General features: G+C 36.8%; 13 protein-coding genes and 1 pseudogene. All 14 read left to right on the top strand.

Annotated elements, in window-relative coordinates:
- Positions 1–6 precede the first annotated feature (6 nt).
- On the top strand, positions 7–1,032 hold the full coding sequence (locus ACXM1Q_RS04240; protein ID WP_458516482.1) for a glycosyltransferase family 2 protein: 1,026 nt from the start codon (positions 7–9) through the stop codon (positions 1,030–1,032).
- A gap of 370 nt (positions 1,033–1,402) precedes the next feature.
- Entirely contained in the window at positions 1,403–2,830 is a 1,428-nt protein-coding gene (locus ACXM1Q_RS04245; RefSeq protein ID WP_458516484.1) for a flippase, read from the top strand.
- A complete protein-coding gene (locus ACXM1Q_RS04250) occupies positions 2,823–3,818 on the top strand; it encodes an acyltransferase (RefSeq protein ID WP_458516486.1) in 996 nt (331 codons plus the stop codon). Before ACXM1Q_RS04245 ends, ACXM1Q_RS04250 begins: the two co-directional genes overlap by 8 nt.
- A gap of 18 nt (positions 3,819–3,836) precedes the next feature.
- Positions 3,837–4,934 (top strand): UDP-galactopyranose mutase, encoded by a 1,098-nt coding sequence (gene glf / locus ACXM1Q_RS04255; RefSeq protein ID WP_458516488.1) that lies wholly within the window; start codon positions 3,837–3,839, stop codon positions 4,932–4,934.
- Between the two features lie 13 nt (positions 4,935–4,947).
- Positions 4,948–5,175 (top strand): Stealth CR1 domain-containing protein, encoded by a 228-nt coding sequence (locus ACXM1Q_RS04260; protein WP_458516490.1) that lies wholly within the window; start codon positions 4,948–4,950, stop codon positions 5,173–5,175.
- A gap of 989 nt (positions 5,176–6,164) precedes the next feature.
- Positions 6,165–7,337, top strand: a complete 1,173-nt coding sequence (locus ACXM1Q_RS04265; RefSeq protein ID WP_458516492.1) for a polymerase — start codon at positions 6,165–6,167, stop codon at positions 7,335–7,337.
- A gap of 51 nt (positions 7,338–7,388) precedes the next feature.
- Positions 7,389–7,553 carry a hypothetical protein gene (locus tag ACXM1Q_RS04270; RefSeq protein ID WP_458516506.1) on the top strand — a complete coding sequence of 55 codons (165 nt, stop codon included), beginning with the start codon at positions 7,389–7,391 and terminating at the stop codon, positions 7,551–7,553.
- A gap of 127 nt (positions 7,554–7,680) precedes the next feature.
- Positions 7,681–8,340, top strand: a pseudogene (locus ACXM1Q_RS04275) (helix-turn-helix domain-containing protein); the annotation flags it as partial.
- 268 nt (positions 8,341–8,608) lie between these two features.
- Positions 8,609–9,031, top strand: coding sequence for a hypothetical protein (locus ACXM1Q_RS04280; protein ID WP_458516494.1), 423 nt, complete (start codon positions 8,609–8,611; stop codon positions 9,029–9,031).
- A gap of 8 nt (positions 9,032–9,039) precedes the next feature.
- The gene (locus ACXM1Q_RS04285; protein WP_458516496.1) at positions 9,040–9,537 is read left to right on the top strand and encodes an ImmA/IrrE family metallo-endopeptidase; all 498 of its coding nucleotides are present in this window, start codon (positions 9,040–9,042) and stop codon (positions 9,535–9,537) included.
- A complete protein-coding gene (locus ACXM1Q_RS04290) occupies positions 9,531–10,877 on the top strand; it encodes a hypothetical protein (RefSeq protein WP_458516498.1) in 1,347 nt (448 codons plus the stop codon). Before ACXM1Q_RS04285 ends, ACXM1Q_RS04290 begins: the two co-directional genes overlap by 7 nt.
- A 171-nt stretch (positions 10,878–11,048) precedes the next feature.
- Positions 11,049–14,876 (top strand): pullulanase, encoded by a 3,828-nt coding sequence (locus tag ACXM1Q_RS04295; RefSeq protein WP_458516500.1) that lies wholly within the window; start codon positions 11,049–11,051, stop codon positions 14,874–14,876.
- A 174-nt stretch (positions 14,877–15,050) separates the two neighbouring features.
- Entirely contained in the window at positions 15,051–16,154 is a 1,104-nt protein-coding gene (locus ACXM1Q_RS04300; RefSeq protein WP_458516504.1) for an agmatine deiminase family protein, read from the top strand.
- 311 nt (positions 16,155–16,465) lie between these two features.
- Positions 16,466–20,553, top strand: a 4,088-nt coding sequence (locus ACXM1Q_RS04305; RefSeq protein WP_458516502.1) for a Rib/alpha-like domain-containing protein, incomplete at its 3' end; no start/stop codon positions are given.

The following is a 20,553-nucleotide window of genomic DNA, read 5'->3' on the forward strand; positions in this document are numbered from 1 at the left end:
AATAGAATGTCGGAGTTTTTGTTAAGTTTTATTATGCCGACGTATAATTCATCAGAGTATCTTATTCAGACACTAGACAGCTTAATTGATTCAATAGGAGATCATAGTAAAACAGTCGAAATCTTATGCGTTGATGATGGTTCTAGGGATAATACGGTCGAAATTTTAAAGTCCTACCAAGCAAAATTTTCTAATTTAAAAGTTTTTCAAAATGAACATGCTGGTGTGAGTACGGCTCGTAATACAGCATTAGATAATGTAAATGGTGAATATCTGAGTTTTGTGGATAGTGATGACCTATACGAAAAAAATTTTTTAGATGATTTTCTTAAATGTGATAAAGACTTTGATATTTTATTCACAGATGTGGAAAAACTTGAAGGAGATTTGAAGTATATTGATATTTCTAAAGAAGAGAAGTTAGAAGTTTTTAAAAATAATTTTTCAATTGGTCATTATAAAATTCACCCTGGTGTGGCTGGAAAATTCTTCAGAACTGCACTTATTTCTGATAATGAATTACGATTTAATACGAGTTTGTCGTTTGCAGAGGATATTTTATTTAATTTTACAGCATTGACAAAAGCAGAAAATGTTCATTTATCTTCTGTTGATTTTTATAATGTTAATGGTAGTCATAGTTTAATGTTTTACAATGATAAAAATTTAGAGGGTCAAATTGTTTTTGTCAATAAGGTACGTGAATTATTGACGTTATATCCGGAATCTTCTAACAAAGAGTTATTAGAAAATATGATTATTTTAAAAGCAATGACAGTGTATATCGACCGTTATTTTGGCCCTCTATGGTTAAATAAGACATATTCTTTAAAAAAAGCTTCTCAATTACTTAAGGAGACGATAGAAACAAACGATTTTCACAAAGCGTTTCGTAGTAATGCATTAGATTATGCTATCGGTAATCGATATATTATTTTTCGGAAATTACTGAAATGTAGACAGTATAAACTTTGCCTTCTTTATAATCGAGTTATGGATAAATTAAAAGGATATGAAAGGTTTAGGAGCTAGTAAATGAATTAAACCAACATTATTATAGAAAGAATAGGTTTGTCAAGATTATTAGATTATTTGTTGAGAAATTCTACTACTCCTTGTCGTTAGTGTCCTAAGGGCAAGGTAAGAATATGATTAAGATAAATTTAGATAGACTTTTAATTGGTTTTGAATTAACTTTTGTGATTGGACGGGATTTTGGGGAAGATGGAAATAGTGTTGGATTATATTAAAGAAACCAACAGAAGTTCCTAGAATTTTTATTACTAATTACTATTAACTGAATAATTACGCATTTTTGAGTTCGATTGCTGCAGACTATGTTTATAATTTATAATTATATTTATGAGCATAAGTGTCTATTCTATGTAGAAGGGGGGACAGTGTGAGACTTGTAAAAAATTATCTTTATAACTTATCTTATCAAATCTTACTGATATTACTTCCGATTATTACAACGCCTTATATAACAAGAATTTTTTCTTCCAATGATTTAGGAATTTATGGTTTTTATAATTCTATTGTAACCTATTTTTTGCTACTTGCTGGGTTAGGTGTTGCTAATTATGGAACACGTATGATTTCCCAAAATAGGAATCAGATTTCATCGACATTTTGGTCAATATATCAGCTTCAGTTTATAACTTCATTATTATCTGTTTTATTTTATATGGTTCTCATTATCGGAGTTCCTCAGATGCATCATCCAGTTGCTTTTTTACTGACTATTAATCTTATTTCAAGAGGATTGGATATTTCCTGGTTGTTTCAAGGTTTAGAGGATTTTAGAAGAATAACAGCTCGAAATATGACGGTTAAACTTCTGGGGGTCATTTCTATCTTTCTCTTTATTAGATCAGATACTGATTTGTACCTATATGTATTTTTATTGACTTTTTTTGAGTTTGTAGGTCAATTGAGTATGTGGTTACCAGCTAGGAGCTATATTGGTAGATTTCATTTCGATTGGGAAAATGTAAAAAAGCATTTAGAACCGGTCATTTTGTTGTTTCTTCCTCAGGTCGCTATTTCTTTATATGCGACCCTTAATAGAACCATGTTGGGAGCATTGTCATCGACTCAGGATGTCGGAATTTATGATCAGGCTTTGAAAATTGTAAATATATTGTTGACTATTGTTACTTCTTTAGGAAGCGTCATGTTACCAAGGGTATCGAACTTATTAGCTGATGGAGATGAAAAAGCAGCTAATAGACTGCTTGACATGGCTTTTAAAGCTTATAATCTGATTATTTTTCCATTGATTACTGGAATGCTCTTAATTAATTCAGACTTTGTTAGTTTTTTCTTAGGAGATGATTTTCAAGATGCACGTTATGCAATTGCCATTATGATCTTTCGTATATTCTTTATCGGATGGACAAATATCATGGGAATTCAGATTCTCATTCCGCATAATAAAAATAGAGAGTTTATGATTTCTACGATTATACCTGCTTTTATCAGTGTGGGATTGAATTTAGTATTAATTCCATCTTTGGGCTATATTGGAGCAGCTATTGTATCTGTTTTAACTGAATTTTTAGTTTGGGTATTTCAACTTTTCTTTACAAGAGAATATATAAAAGATTTAATAATTTTGTCTACAATGATTAAAATTATTATTTCATCTATCTTAATGTACGGAGTTGTAAGTTGTTTTCAGGTATTGACTAGGTTTAAACCGACTATTAATGTAGTCTTAGATAGTTTAATTGGTTTAGTTATTTATATTTTGCTTATTTTACTTTTAAAAGTCATAAATCTAAAAGAGATTAAGGAAAGTTTGGAGAAAAAATATTCTAATGTCTGAAAGAAATATGGGATTAGATTTGTTGAAGGTGATGGCATGTATAGGTGTTGTCAGCTTACATACAATGATTGGTGGATTTAAGACAACGGAGAGTTGGAATATTAGTGCCTACTTGTATTATTTAGGGACATACTCTATCCCTCTCTTCTTTATGGTTAATGGTTATTTTTTGTTGGGTAAGAAGAATCTAAGCTATTCGTATGTGTTTAATAAGTTGAAATTGATTGTTTTCTCGGTTTCCTTTTGGAATATTGTTATTTGGGTGCTTAAACGAGATTTTACTGTTAATCCATTTAAAACTATTCTAGGATCTCTTGTTCAAAAAGGTTACTTTAGTCAATTTTGGTTTTTTGGTGCTCTAATTATTATTTATTTGACTCTACCCATGGTAAAACAGTTTTTAACGAACTCTAGAAAATATAGAAATACTCTCTTTTTTCTTATGTTAATAGGGATTGTATTTCAAATTTCTAATATTTTATTTAATCAAGCGATACAGTCTTATGTAATTCAAAGTTTTCGACTTTGGACATGGTATTTTTACTATTTAATGGGTGGTTTTATAGGTAATATCAACTCTAAAGTAGTAGAAAAGTTGGACAATCTGATAGTTAAATTCGTGGTGATACTTGCTTTTGTTTTATCACCAATATATCTCTTTATTGTAGCTAAGTACATTCATCACAGTTTATATGCAGAGTTCTTTTATGATGATATATTTGTCAAAATAATTAGTATTGGAATTTTTGTTGTATTGCTAAATGTTAAAGTACAAGAAAAGTTTACTTCATTTTTACAGTATTTATCTTCACTGATTATGGGAGTATTTATAGTACATACTTATGTGATGAAAGTTGTGGAAAAGTTTATCAATTTTGATTTTTATTTTTCCTATGTTAATTTTTTTATAATGACATTATTAATTAGTTTTGTAATTTCAGCCATTTTAGACAGAATTCCAATAATCAGATGTATGATTCGTTTGTAGAATTTTAGGAGATTTATTATGTACGATTATCTTATTGTAGGAGCAGGGCTTTCAGGTGCTATTTTTGCTCATGAGGCAACTAAGCGGGGGTTGAAAGTTAAGGTCATTGATAAGCGGAATCACATTGGTGGGAATATCTATTGTGAAAATGTAGAGGGGATTAATGTCCACAAGTATGGAGCTCATATTTTTCATACTTCTAATAAGAGGATTTGGGATTATGTGAATCAATTTGTAGAGTTTAATCGTTATACAAATTCGCCAATTGCTAATTACAAGGGGCAGTTGTATAATCTACCTTTTAACATGAATACTTTTTATGCTCTTTGGGGAACAAAGACTCCTGCAGAAGTTCAGGCAAAGATTGCAGAACAAACAGAGTTTATGAAGGATAAAGAACCTGAGAACTTGGAAGAGCAGGCGATTAAATTAATTGGTCCAGATGTTTATGAAAAGTTGATTAAGGGATATACAGAGAAGCAATGGGGACGTTCTGCGACGGATTTACCACCTTTTATCATCAAACGCCTTCCTGTTCGGCTAACATTTGACAATAATTATTTTAATGATACTTATCAGGGAATTCCTATTGGTGGTTATAATGTTATTGTTGAAAACATGCTAGAGGGCATTGAAGTTGAACTTGAAGTAGACTTTTTTGAAAATCGTAGTGAGCTGGAAGCATCGGCCCGTAAGGTTGTGTTTACAGGTATGATTGATCAATATTTTGAATACAAACATGGTGAGTTAGAATATCGCAGTCTTAATTTCGAACATGAAGTTTTAGATATGGAAAATTATCAAGGTAATGCTGTCGTGAATTATACTGAGCGAGAGATTCCTTATACACGTATCATTGAACATAAACATTTTGAATTTGGTCAGCAAGAAAAAACAGTGATTACTCGTGAATATCCTGCGGATTGGAAACGAGGAGATGAGCCTTATTATCCAATTAATGACGCTACCAACAATGCTATTTATGCTAAGTATTTGGAAGAAGCCAAGAAAAATTCTAACGTTATTTTTTGCGGTCGCTTAGCAGATTATAAATATTATGATATGCATGTCGTGATCGAACGTGCCTTACAGGTAGTGGAAGAAGAATTAGGATAAGAATTGGAGAGAAATGACGCAGGAGAAAATTGATTTTGTTGTAACGTGGGTGGACGGTTCTGATCCGGTATGGTTAGAGAGAAAAAAGACTTGTCTACAAGAAAAATTTGGGATTGAGTTGGATTCCTCAAAGAAGAGTGGTGAATTTTTTAGAGACAGAGGATTTCTTTGTGAAAGGATTATCGGAATATATACAGGTTTATGCTGTGTACTACGAAAACACAATTACATCAATAGTTAACCAAAAAGGCGGCTGCAACTGATTTAACAGAACTATTTATTTGGTGTTAATATTATAGTACGAGAGTTAATGTCACTTGTAATAATCACTATGGAAAAAATTAGAATCTTAGATAGCTGGTTCCACTTTTGATATTGGTATAACGCATTTGAAATTCAATTATCACTGTATACTTATGACAAAAATTTTTATAGAAGGTGTTTTTCAACGGATTGGTGAACAAGTAGACGTAGATTATTAATGGTTTATGAGGATATAGTCTTGAAAAAAGATTAGATTTCTTAAAATTTCGGTAAGTTCTATCATGTTGCTAGCAAGGTAAATACCGATATTGTTGCAAATTTAAAAATATTTAGTTTTTTTGAAGTTATACATTATGTATATGAGGAGTAAAACCCTAGTTTGATAGGTAACGTATCCAGACAGTTTCTAAGTTGGATAACTTTAAAGTATAGAATTAAGGACAATGCTATTTTATACCACAAAATTCATTCCCTAATTGCCATCTAGGTAGAAGATCTGCTTTAAAATATCTTAAAAAGTATATTTATTCAGTTCATTTGGATCTGATGAGGTTCCGGATTAACTACATAGAAGGTTTTGAGGCTTTGCACTATAGGATTGATTTTGATATTTGCTCTAGTCCAACAGGGAATTATTTAAGATATAATAATCCTAATAAATATCGTTATATTTGGCGTTTGGTATACTAGCTATTGTTTACAGGGAGTCAGCTGAGGGTAATTCTGTTTTGACTCATAACGTAGATTTTATTACGTATTGATAGTTTTTCTTATTTAGAAAAGGTCTTGGTTGGTGTAACTAAAATACTTGTTAATTTATCTACTTTCTCTATCCAATTATTAGAAGCAATTTTTACAGTTTGCGGTTAAGTATGTGAGTAATTGTCAGGTGGTTTGATACAATGATAGAATTAAAGGAATCGATATTTAATAGATTAGTTTTCGAGAAGGAGTAACTGATAGCCAATGAACCGTGATAGATTTTTTTCGGATAATATTTATTTACTGACTTTATTCATCTGGATAATTTATTGTTCGTTATTGAGGACGACATATTTTTCAGTGATAGAGGGGTTTAGTATTTTTTATAGACCTTTGCTTTATATTACGTTGATACTTCTTGCCTTGAAGGAATTTATTGATTTTCCCCGAACAATTAGAGAGTTTATTAATAATCCTTCTAAATTATTAATATTTCTAGCTTTTGTTTTAGTCTTTTTAATTCGATCTAGGAATAGAGATCAGCTACTAGACATCAATGTATTAATGTTAACTTTTTCTGCTCGTACAGTTTCTTATAAGAAATTATTGGCTACATTTTCTTTAGCTACTTTTATGGTGCTAGCTATTACAATATTTGCTAGTTCTAAAGAGTATATAGCGAATATGATTCAAAAAAGTGATGTAGGATATCGTTACAGTTTGGGTTTCGGTTATGTTTCATATGCATCTCAAAGAATGTTTTTTGGATTATGTTCCTATATGATGTTCAGAGGAAAGCGAATTTCAATCGTGGAAATCATGTCACTTCTCATTATGACAGTGTACCTCTATGGTCAAACCGGAACTAGTAGTCCTTATTATTTGAGTTTACTATTTATAGGTTATGTATTTATCAGTTGTAAGTTATTCAAGAAAGATTTTATTATCGAAAATAATATTCTTTCATTTATGGCTAGATGGAGTTTTGTTTTAGCTACACTTGTGTTGATGTATCTTTTTTATTTTGCACCAAGTAGCATTTTTCAGCTAATGGATGAATTCACTAATAATCGTTTACGATTATCCGTTGAAGGATATCGTAATTTTGGTGTTAGTCTTTTAGGAAGGAGACTTCAATTTACAACGCTTGATATCTTCGGTAACTTCCTGAGTAATTATAACTATATCGACAGTTCGATTGTTCAATCAATGGTAATAGATGGCCTCTTTTATTATTTATTCTTTGCAGTATATGGAATACAAAAGTCTATTGACTACTTTATCCAATTAAGAAAAGAGATTGTAGTGGTCGGGATGGTTGTAATGGTTCTACACAGTATGTTTGATCCTCAGCTTTTTGTTCTCCTTTATTCTCCGCTCTTATTAATGCTAAGTCGAATTTTTAGAGTAGAGGTAGAAGTGGATGGGCTACACTAAACTAGACAGAAATTATAAATACTTCTAAAATTGAATCAAAAGGAGAATATTATGGATAGATGTACCCGCCGTCATTTCAGTGATGAATTTAAACAACAAATCGTAGATCTTTATCAAGCAGGAAAAAGGCGCAGTGAAATTATCGGTCAATCTTTTGGAGGACAGAAATCAACTGAATTATTTAAAGAAGCTATTCAAAGTATCCCTTATTCGTAAGCTCCCAATAACAGAGTATATTGAAAAAAAAAAACAAGATTCTAAGCAGCTTGCTTTTGATATTCTCCCCTTATAGTGGACAGTGAAAAAACAAAATTTCACTAGAAGCTATAGGGGTTGTTTTCTTATGTCTAAAAGAAGTTCAAAATCAGTAGGAGAGAAACTTGAGATTGTATTGCTTTATCTCAATCATCATAAATCCATAGGTTACTTAGCTAAACAAAGCCAGGTATCCTACAAAACGATTCAAGAGTGGATTCGAAAATACAAACAAGATGGTATTAATGGTCTCTATGAAAGTCGAACTTGGAAGAAATATAGCCAGGAGCTGAAAGAACAGGCTGTATTTGACTATTTAGAAGGCCGAGGAAGCCAAGAGAGTTTGGTTAAAAAATATGGAATATCAGATCGAAGTGTTCTCAGAAAGTGGATAAACATTTATACTAGTGGTAATAAGTTGAAATCTACTAGTAGAGGATATTTTAGGATGAAAAAGGGACGTAAAACAACTTTTGAAGAACGGCTTGAGGCCGTAAACTTTACGATTGCTCACGATAAAAACTATCAAGCAGCTGTTGAAAAGTATGGTATTTCTTACCAACAAATCTATTCATGGGTAAGAAAATTTGAAAAAGAAGGTAGTCGAGGCTTAGAAGACCGTCGTGGAAAAGGACTTGAAAGCAAGTTGAATTTAACGAATGAAGAGGAATTACTCCTTAAGCTTAAACAATTAGAGGAACGCAATCGACTACTAGAAATGGAGAACGGTCTTCTAAAAAAGCTTCAAGAGATCGATCTACGGATTAAAGTGATAAGCTTGCGAACCAAATATTATGTACTGAGTGGGTCATCTCAGTATATCCAAGTTAAATCAATAGAGAAAATCTATTTGCTCAACTAATTGGGATAATATTTCCTCTTGTTTTATGCTATAATTTTTACAAATAATAAAGATGTGTATAGAGTTTATTCGGGAATCAGTGATTTTTTATGTATTTAATTTAAATTTCATATCGTATTGAATATTAGATTTATTTTGTGAATAGAGGTAAAAGATGGAAGAACAGGATTGGAAAGAACTTTATAAAGATACTTCAGATTGGCTTAAATTTGTTGAGGTGAAGATAACTGCATTACTAACATTCGAAACTGGTTTGTTTTATTTTATCAGTAAGTTGCAACCGACATCAGAAAATTCGATTTTTATATGTCTCTCTTTTATAGGCATGGTTCTTTCGATATGTTGTTTGGTATGGGCTATATTGCCTACTATTAGTGATTCAAAAAATCCAATGTATTTTTTATCCTGGTCAGATGAAAATTTTTCGCTACCGATCGATTTCAAAAAAGAAGATTGTTATCAACAGCAAATTAGAGAGATTTCTAAAGTTACAAAGAATAAAATGATGAAACTGAGGTTATCTATAATTGTGTACTTCGTTTCGATTTTGTTTTTTATAGTGTTTACTCAATTTTAAAGGAATTTATGATGGAAAGAAACAAAATAAAAGCATTAGCTGATAGATTGATAAATAAAATCGAATTAGATATTCCAATTAATTTTGATGATTTGTTTGATCATTTTAATGATTTAGAAATTCGATATGATGTAAAAAATTTAGATGTTGAAGGTCGAATTACCGTTGAAAATATAGATTGTAATACTATGTATGTAGTTGAATTAAGAGGTGACGGTCGAAGTAATAGAGATAGATTTACAATTGCTCACGAATTAGGTCATCTTTTTCTGGGGCATGTTAAACAGTATGAGGTTTTATACAGGAGAGGTGCAAATGAGTTAGAGTATGCTGCAAACCAATTTGCAGCTGATTTGCTAATGCCGGAGGATGTATTTATAAAAAAAGTAAATTCGTCCCTAGATGAAAATCATGAGTGCGATATATCAGCAGTTAGTGAATATTTTCAGGTATCTGATTCGGCAGTTTTAACTAGAGGAAAGTTTTTAGGGATATTCGAATGGTAGAAAATGTTGCTGATTATCTTCTTGAGACTGAAGATTCAAGGGAACCTAATGAGCAAAAAGATTTTGTTTATCTGTTTTGTTCATTTGATATTGTGAATTCTACTTATTTAAAGTCAATCAATTCTAGATGGGCTGAATTATTTAATTATTTTTACGATAAAAGTCAAAATAAGTTATCTGAATATGGATTTGAATTTTGGAAATATATTGGAGATGAAGTCCTTTTTTATAAAAAATTAAATTCGGAAGATTTGAATACTCTTTATTCGATTCCATATGATTTGTTCAAATCTATGCAAGCTATACAGAGTTATATTCACAGTGAGTTTCAAGATACAAAGATGTATATAGCGTTAAAAGGTACGTTATGGATTTCAAAAGTGCTTGAAACCAATCTAGATGACTTAACAAACTTTGAAACTGTAAATAAAAATATACAAATTAAGAAGATTCCTAATTTGACATATTCAGAATATCCCTACGAATTCATTGATTTTCTTGGCCCTGATATTGATTTGGGTTTTAGGATTAGTAAATTGGCTATTAGGAACCAATTATTAGTCAGCGCAGAATTTGTTCAGATTCAAAATATTTTAAGCCGAAGTCCACATAGTATTCCAGAAGCTAAAGCATACCTCTCACATTATAGAAGTATTGGAAATAAACAACTAAAAGGAATTTGGCATGAGAGAGATTATCCACTTATAATGTATCATCCTAATTGGAGTGAAGATGTTTTTGAATATGATGAAAAAAATTACAGTCTTGAGAATCTAAAGGAAGATGTTGCGAATTATTTAGATAGAGTGTTTAAATCTTTGGGGAAATACGAGGAACTTAGTGAGTATGTCGTTACTATAAAAAGTACAATTCAAGATAAGAAAAAAGTCACTAAAATTGAATCACCAGTAGATATTCATATAGCAGCGATTATATTTAATAGCCAAAAACAGGTGTTACTTTTAAAAAGAGGTTATAAAAAAAGTTCGCCTGATAAGTTTGATTTTGGGTGTATAAATTTAGTAAATGGTCAAACAATAGAACAAACATTGAATGAATATTATGATTTTGGATCAGATAGTCATCTACAATTAAGGAAAAATAAGTCAACGAATAAGCCAATACCAATAGCTATATATGAATATGAAAGAAGTAGTGGTAATACCATAAATGGCTTACTTTTTACAGGTGTTTTATCATTTAAAAATGTACCTAAATCTTTTCGTGATTATGAGTGTTGTGAATTTATCAACATAGATGTTTTGAAAGAATATGAACTATTTGATGATAGTGAAGAGAATATCAAGATTGCTTTTGAAGCTAATTTTGGTAGTGCTTAATTATAAATATTAAATAATAGTGTGAATGAAGAATCCTCCCAAAATATCGGCTCTTAGTCCTCTCGCATTCCTTCCCTAGGGATGCGATTTTTACTCTATCCAAGAAAACGTTTGCAATCTATCTTTAAAACGCTTACAATGGTATCAACAATACATCTGTAGGAGGATTTTATGAAGAAGATGGTTGCGCATGAGATTTTCTCTATTCGGAAATTGTCAACAGGAATTGCGTCTGTTGGGATTGCAATGACTTTCACGGGTGGTCAGGTAGCTGCGGATGAGGTCACCCAGTCTGCGCCTGTGCTGCAGGATCAGGGAGTGGAGGTCAAAGAAGCTGTCGATTCGACGGTTTACCAGGCTGAGCCGATTATGGAAGAGCCTATCATGGCCGTTCAGCCAGTGGCAGAGGAGTCCGCTGATGTTGCTGATTCTCAGGCTCAGAGGTCGGAGGTTGTGGTTTCAGATGTTTCTGCTTCGGTTGAAGGAAAGAGTGATCCGATTGCGGAAGGGAGCTTCCGTGTTCATTTTAAAGAGCTGCCTTCAGATAATGTGGAGAGTTTAGGTTTGTGGTCCTGGGATGATGTAGAGGTGCCATCATCGGATAAGGGTGGTTGGCCTACGGGGGCTACGAGTTTTGCACAGGCTGGACGTGATGATTACGGGTATTACATGGATGTCCGGATGAAGGGGGAGCAGGCTAAGAAGATTAGTTTGTTGATTAACAATATAGCTGGTGAGAATATAACTGGGGACAAGACGATTGAGCGGATTCATTCGGATATGAACCAAGCTTGGTTTGATCAGAATTTTAAGTTGAGTCTGTATAAGCCTTTGCAGGAGGGCTATCTCCGGATTAACTATTTCCGGACGGATGGCAATTATGACCAGAAGAGTCTTTGGCTTTGGGGTGATGTTGCGGATGTGAAGATGGGGGATTGGCCGGATGGTGTGAATTTTGAGCATCAGGGTCAGTATGGTGTTTACCGAGATGTGAAGCTGACAGAGTTGGCAAATTCGATTGGATTTTTGTTATTGGACGAGAGTCAGTCTGGTGATGCGGTGAAGATTCAGCCTAAGGATTACAATTTCTCCGATTTGAGGAATCATACGCAGATTTTTCTCAAGGATGATGATGCAACGATTTATACGAATCCATACTACATCAATGATATTCGAGTACTAGGGGCTGCTCATAATCGTTTAGATTCCTTGGAGGCTTCTTTCTCAACTCTGGATGGCATCAGTAAGGAAGAGTTGTTGGAAAAACTATCGGTTCTGGATAAGGATGCCAAGTCTGTCGTAGTTCGTGATCTGGTGGTGGATCCCGAGGGCAAGAAGGTTCAGCTTTTAGGTGATTTTTCTGCAGAGGGAGCAGGTTATACACTCAAGTATGGAAATGATGTCTTTCCAACCAAGATGGGTTGGCAGCTTAAGGATCAGCTTTATGGTTACCAAGGTGAACTGGGTGCTCGTGTTTCTGAACAGGGTCGAGTGGTAGATCTAACCTTGTGGTCACCTAGTGCGGAGCAGGTGGATCTAGTCTTATATGATAAGCTTGATCCTAATCGGGTGGTTGGAAAACTCCCTTTAACTAGAGGATATAAGGGACAATGGAATCTTCAATTAAATCTTTCTTCCGGATTGGGAGTCGAAGATTATCGCGGATATTTCTATCATTATCAAATCACGCGCCAAGGTGAAAAGGTCTTGGTATTGGATCCGTATGCGAAATCCCTAGCGGCTTGGAATAGTGATCTGGCGGATCAAGGGCCGGCTAATCGGATTGCCAAAGCAGCCATTGTGGATCCTAGTGAGGTTGGGTCAAAGGACTTGGATTTTGCTTCTATTCCTAACTTTAAGCAAAGGGAAGATGCTGTGATTTATGAAGCCCATGTTCGAGACTTCACTTCTGATCCGGCAATTGGAGACGATTTAAAGAATCAGTTCGGAACTTTTGCGGCTTTTGCGGAACGCTTGGCATATCTCAAGGAATTGGGTGTGACGCATATCCAACTCTTGCCAGTCATGAGTTATTATTACGTTAATGAGTTGAAGAATGGGGAGCGTTTGGCAGATTATGCGTCTTCCAATAGCAATTATAACTGGGGTTATGATCCGCAATCTTACTTTGCACTTGGCGGTATGTATACAACAGATCCTAGCGATCCGATGAAGCGGATTGAGGAATTCAAGAATCTAGTTCATGAAATTCATCGGCAAGGTATGGGAGTTATCTTGGATGTCGTCTACAATCATACGGCTAAAACCTTTCTCTTCGAGGATTTAGAGCCACACTATTATCACTTTATGGAGAGTGATGGAACGGCTAAATCCAGTTTCGGTGGGGGACGTTTGGGAACTACTCACTACATGAGTCGTCGGGTCTTGGTCGATTCCATTAAGTATTTGGTGGATGAATATAAGATTGATGGTTTCCGCTTTGATATGATGGGGGATCATGATGCTGAGGCGATTGAACGAGCCTTTGTGGAAGCTAAGAAACTTAATCCAAATATCATCATGCTTGGAGAAGGTTGGCGGACTTTTACAGGTGACACCAATCAGCCAGTCAAGCCAGCTGATCAGGATTGGATGAGTTCAACCGATACGGTTGCAGTATTCTCGGATGAGATTCGGAATACTCTTAAGTCCGGTTATCCGAATGAGGGACAGCCAGCCTTTATTACGGGTGCTCCTAAGAGTCTGGAGTCTGTCTTTAATAATATAAAGGCTCAGCCAGGGAATTTTGTGGCGGATGATCCAGGGGATGTCATTCAATACATTGCTGCTCATGACAATCTAACCCTCTTTGATATTATTGCCCAATCCATTAAGAAGGACCCGAGCAAGAGAGAGAACACGGCGGAAATTCACCAGCGTCAGCGTTTGGGCAATCTTCTTGTGCTGACCTCGCAAGGGACACCGTTTATCCACTCTGGGCAGGAGTATGGTCGTACCAAGCAGTTCCGCCATCCTGAGTATCGTTATCCGGTTTCAGAAGATAAGGTTCCGAATAAGGCACATTTGCTAACCAATGCGGATGGTACTCCTTTCGATTATCCTTATTACATCCATGATTCCTATGATTCGTCCGATGCTATTAACAAGTTTGATTGGAGCAAGGCGACTAATGCCAGCCTTTATCCTGACAATGTCCGTACTCATGATTTCACCAAGGGACTTATTGCCTTGCGTAAGTCCAGTGATGCCTTTCGTTTAGGGACAAAAGAAGAAGTGGATAAGAATGTGACCCTATTGACGGTACCAGGCCAAAATGGTATCAGCAGTGAAGACCTAGTCATCGGTTATCAAACTGTAGCTAGCAATGGTGATCGTTATGCCGTCTTTGTTAACGCAGATAGCAAGGAGCGTACTTTTACCTTAACAGGTGCTTATCGAGACCTTTTACAAGGACAAGTCCTAGTTGATGGAGCGCGTGCAGGAACGCAAGCGTTGACCAATCTTCAAGGTGTCAGTCTTGGGCAAGATAATTTAACCTTGGCTCCTTTGACTGCTACCGTTCTTGTACTTCGTGCCCAAGTTGAGAAAACACAAACGGTTGTGAAAGAAAAAATTGTCGAGGAGCAATTCCCAATTGAGGAAGAATTTGTCTACGATTCGACACTCCCTCAAGGTTATCGACAAGTTCTTCAAGAAGGTCAACCAGGCAAGAAAAGCAGTCGTTATCTAGAAACTTGGCAAGATGGAAAAGTGATTGAGAGTAAGCTAGTGTCAGAAACAGTTGAGACTGGCCAAAAACGGATTATTTTGCTTGGAGTAGCAGTATCAGAGGGCTTGGGACAAACCACGGTATCTCCACTAACTCCAGAAAATTTAAGCAAGCATACAACCATAATGGAACAAAGACCAACTACCGAGCAAGCGAACGAAGGTGGAAAGAGACTCCCACATACAGGAGAAGAATCTAGCTTACTCGCTCTGCTTGGTGTAAGCATAACAGCTATGAATGTAGGACTTCTTAAGAAAAAAGAAGATTAATCCTCGAAAGTAGAAGTAAACTAGCCCCTTGGAAAATTGACACCCAAGGGGCTAGTTTTGGAGTTGGGGCTATCTGTTAAGATTGGTTCTGTTGTCTCTTATTTGTATCCTCTTCTTTTTCGTGTTATTCTATAGACTATCTAGAAGGGAAGAAGAGGTTGCTAAAGTTCTGTGATGAAAAAATGGATGGGATGGCTATTGGCAATGTTGGTTTTGGTGAGTTTGGGAGCTGGTTTACTGTTAAATAAGGAGGTGGCTGCGATGGAGAAATATACTTTTCCTGCAGAGGATGAGAAGCATGAGGGAACTTGGTTAACTTGGCCGCATGCTAAGACTTATGGTAAAGCTTATCAAAAATCCATTGAACCGATTTGGGTACAAATGGCTAAGTCTCTACACACGGGTGAGAAGGTTCATATCATGGTCTATGATGAGCAGGAAGAAGCGCGTGTTCGTGTGCTTCTGGAGAATGCAGGTTTGGATATGACTCAACTTGATTTTTGGGTTGTTCCCAGTGATGATGTTTGGTCTCGAGATACAGGGCCTATGTTTGTACGAGATGAGGCTGGAGAACTGCGAATTGTAGATTTTGGTTTCAATGGCTGGGGTGATAAGATGGAGTACCAAAATGATGATGTGATTCCTCAGCGTGTGGCAGAAGCCACAGGTTATTCACGGATAGATGTATCTGACTTTATATTAGAAGGAGGCTCAGTTGAGTTGGATGGTCACGGTACCGCCATGCTTACTCGTAGTGCGGTTTTGAATAAGAATCGGAATCCTGGCATGAGTCAGGAGGAAGCAGAAGCTTATCTAACACAGTATCTTGGAGCTGAAAACTTTATCTGGTTAGAGGGTGTCAGTGGTGAGGATATTACCGATGCCCACATTGATGCGATTGCCCGTTTTGTCGATGAGAACCGTATGGTAGCTGTGAGTAAGGCAGATTTTTTTGAATTATATGAAGGAATTAAGAAGAAGGATTTAGAGATTCTTTATAGGGCTCAAAATGTAAAGGGGGAGCCCTATGAAATCACGGAGTTACCTCTGACTAAGAAAAATGTCAAGGGGCTCGATTACAAGGGCAGTTATGTTAATTTTTACGTAGGGAATAAGGTTGTCTTGGTTCCCATCTATTCAGATGCTAATGATCAAGAAGCCATGGAGAGCATTCAAAAACTTTATCCGAGTCGGGAAGTGGTTGGGATTGATGTCAGCAAGCTCTATAAAAATGGTGGTATGATCCACTGTGTAACCCAGCAACAACCGCTTTATTAAAAGGAAGAGGAGGCGATTAATGGAATCTGCCTTCTTTTTGTTGTTTTTAAATTAAGAGTTTGGGGGAGTTTAAAAGATCTGGAGATAGGGCTAGAAAGATTTATGAATAATGCGGTTTATGGAGGATGCTTGTTAGATTTGATTTTTGAAACTTAATGCCTCTCTTGTTTTAGCGGTGAAGTCAGAAATTCCAGATCTAACTATGAAAACTTTTTAGTTTGAAAAAGAGTTTCTTTTATTGGTCAAATAAGCTAGGTTTGCTTGATTTTTGTGGTATACTTAGTCTGTATCATTAGAATGAGGAGGATACTATGTATTTTAATAGGAAAGGTGCTAAACAAACTAATTGGCGTATGGTCAAAAAAGGAAAACACTTCCTGTTTGGCTGCTCTCTTGTACTTGCCTTAGGGGCAACTACAATGGTAAGCGCGAGTGATGTTGAGGTTAGTCCAGAGCTAGATAAAGTTCCTTCGGAAGAGGTGACGGAAGAGCAATCATCCGGGGTTACGTCGGACGAAGAACGTCAAACTTATCAAGCTCCAGTTGCTGTTCTCAATGTCCCAACTTCATCAGCACTAGTTGAGGAAGAAAACCCTCAAGTCGAAGAAAAGAAAGTAGAAACAGCTGAGAAGAAAGACCAAGGTCAATCCTCTTCTTCAGAAACTGAGAAGTCAGGGGAACCAACAATCCTCCCTTCTTCTACATCAGCATCTAAACAAAGTGAACTTGTTGCAGTGAATGAAACTGTTGTTACAAGTTCCCCAGTAGTAGAGCCTATTTCTGAGCCTACAACACCTGTTGTTGAGACTGCTGATACAGCTTCTAAGGATTCCCTTGGAGTATCATTGCCATCAGCTTCTACTAGCTTAGCTGATTCGGATCAACCTGTAGTCAACCAAGATAAGGTACAGGCTACAGCTGACACTTTGTCAAATATGAGTCAGGTGACCAACTCATTGGAAGCTGCCTATGTTTCTCGTTTTCGGGCAGTTACACCATATGCAGGGGATAATATTGCACTTGCACTTATGAGTACCGATCAAAACACTCCACCATTTGATATTACTGAGGCTATCTATAAACCTGGAACAGATATGCAACGTCAGGCTTACCAAGGTCAAGCGTGGCTTTATCGTGATGGTACGCTAGCTGGAACGAATTCAAATTCCAAGATGTTGGAAGGTGTGAAAGTTTATATCCAGTGGGTAAATGGTAAAGGTTTTGTTTCGCCAGTTTATTATACAACTACAAATGCAGATGGTTCATTTGTGATTGATTTATCTGAACCAGTAGTGGATGCTTCTGGTGTGGAGCATAAATTCCAACTTGCTGGTGACGGGAAGTTTGCTATTCGTACATGGGTAGAAAATCCAAATCCAGATAAGTATAATGTTATCCAACATGGTGATAAAACCTATGGATTCCATACACGGACCAATCGTAAGAATGAGTCTTGGGATTTCACAGCCGGTGTTAACCGAATTGTTAACTCCCATGTTATTCTCCAAGAGAAGCACTTTACAGAATCTTGGTTGGCAAAACCAGAATCAGAGTGGACAACTGCCGGCACGGATACAGGAGAATGGGCAGACCAAGGTAACTACGGTACACTTCGTGGTGATGTTTGGTACGAAAACGGGGATGCCCCAGGTACCTTGGCCAATCAATGGATTAAAGGTGGAGCTCTTCCTCAGGATAAGGGAGACCAGAATGCGACAGGTGTAAAAGTTGTTGCTTCATATGTGAATGATGAAGTGGCACGTCAATTTGACGAGTGGAAAGATGCCAATAAAGGTTATAACTTAGAAGATTTTGCTGCAGCTCAAAAACAAATTGTTGAAGCTTATCAAGCAGCGAATGGGGTCGGGTCACATATCGCTGAAACAGTAGTTGGTGTTGTGAACTCAGACGGTTCATACTATATTCCGTTTAAAGGATTGTACGGTGTTTCACGTACGCAGCAAAATTCAGGCTTGCGAATTTCCTGGACTATCTCTGATGATGAATATGGAAAAGTTGTTTCTGATTCAGATGTGGATCATAAAGCACTGATGAAGTGGAACGGAACCATTGGCCAAAAACACCGTCATATTAATAGTGATTATGTTTATGCTTTCCCATTAATTGAGGATCATGCGATTTGGTCTAATAATTACCAAACAAACATGTTCCAAAGCACTGCTGATACATTAACAGGAGCTCAACCAGCTGCCAATAATTTCTGGCAAAATTTTGCAATTCTTGCAAAACAACCAAATCATGATGTCTTGGTTTATGACACAACAGATAATAAAGCTACACCAGGTACAACAGTTGAGTCTACTACATCTGGTTTGATGCCAAATCGTGAATACCAAATCCAATGGTTTAAAGATGGTAATCCAATTGGATCCCCTGTAACTGTAACGGCTGATAATGAAGGTCGCGCAAAATCAGTCCCAATTACCGTTGAATCTGACCTAAGTGCTCCAGCGGTCTATACTTCAGGGGTATTCTTCCAAGGGGTGGCGACAACGGATATCACATCCGCTCTTGCCTTGGATTCATTTGTGGCGGATGTTGCTAAACAGAATGACTTGTATCAGCCATCTTATGAAGAAAAGAATGTGGTTCCTGGAACTCCAGCTACTTCAACTCCTAGCTTTACGGATAAAGATGGTAATGCAGCGACTCCTCCAGCTGGAAGTAAGTTTGCCATTGCACCAGATTTCACTGTACCAGATGGTTACACAATCTCTATCGACGAGAATACTGGTGTAGTCACTGTTTCAGCTCCAGATTCACCAGCTGGAACAACTGTAGAAACGGTTACAGTACCAGTTGTTGTAACTTATCCAGATACAACAACTGATAAGGTTGATGCAGTATTCCACCTTGATACAGATGGTGATAATACGCCAGACAAGGATGACGATGACGATGACAACGATGGTATTCCAGATACAGAAGAGGGAACAGACGGAACAAATCCGAAAGATCCAAATTCAGCAGGATCATCCATTACACCAATCGATGATCAAACAGTTGAACAGGGGACACCAATTAAGAATATAACTGTTGAAGGCCAAAAAGTTCCAACAGGTGGTTCTTTCAAGGTTGAAGGGCTTCCAGATGGTGTTACATTTGATGCAAATACAAACACCATTACAGGAACTCCAACAACAGTTGGCGAAAGTACTGTAAAAGTCACCGTTCTTGATAAGAATGGAGTTCCAGTCAAAGATGCTAATGGAAACTCAGTTACAGAAGAATTCAAGATTACTGTGACAGAAAAACCTAAGCAGGCTGATACAAATGAGCCAACACCGGCAGATCAAACAGTTAAGGTTGGTGAAACACCATCTGCAGAGAAGTCAATCTCTAACTTGCCATCTTTCCCAGAAGGGACAACAGTCTCTTTTGAAAGTCCAGTAGATACTAAGACAGCAGGCGATAAGCCAGCGGTAGTCGTTGTGACTTATCCAGATGGTTCAACAGATAAGGTTCCTGTGACTGTTAAGGTTGAAGAGGCTCCAACGCAAGCTGAAACCAATGAACCAACCCCGGCAGACCAAACGGTCAAAGTTGGTGAAACACCATCAGCGGAGAAATCCATCTCTAACTTGCCAGAGTTACCAGCAGGAACGAAAGTATCCTTTGAAAGTCCAGTAGATACTAAGACAGCAGGCGATAAGCCAGCGGTAGTCGTTGTGACTTACCCAGATGGTTCAACAGATAAGGTTCCAGTAACGGTTAAGGTTGAAGAGGCTCCAACGCAAGCTGAAACCAATGAACCAACCCCGGCAGACCAAACGGTCAAAGTTGGTGAAACACCAACAGCAGAGAAATCCATCTCTAACTTGCCATCTCTCCCAGAAGGGACAACAGTCTCCTTTGAAACTCCAGTGGATACAACAACAGCAGGCGACAAACCAGCTACTGTAGTTGTGACTTATCCAGATGGATCTCAAGATAAGGTTCCAGTGACTGTTAAGGTTGAAGAGGCTCCAACGCAAGCTGAAACCAATGAACCGACACCGGTAGACCAAACGGTCAAAGTTGGTGAAACACCATCAGCGGAGAAATCCATCTCTAACTTGCCATCTCTCCCAGAAGGCACAACAGTTTCCTTTGAAACTCCAGTGGATACTAAGACAGCAGGCGATAAGCCAGCGGTAGTCGTTGTGACTTACCCAGATGGTTCAACAGATAAGGTTCCAGTAACGGTTAAGGTTGAAGAGGCTCCAACGCAAGCTGAAACCAATGAACCAACCCCGGCAGAACAGACAGTCAAAGTTGGTGAAACCCCATCAGCGGAGAAATCCATCTCTAACTTGCCAGAGTTGCCAGCAGGGACAACAGTTTCCTTTGAAAGTCCAGTAGATACTAAGACAGCAGGCGACAAACCAGCTACTGTAGT

It is taken from the genome of Streptococcus sp. 10F2 (genome assembly GCF_054331515.2).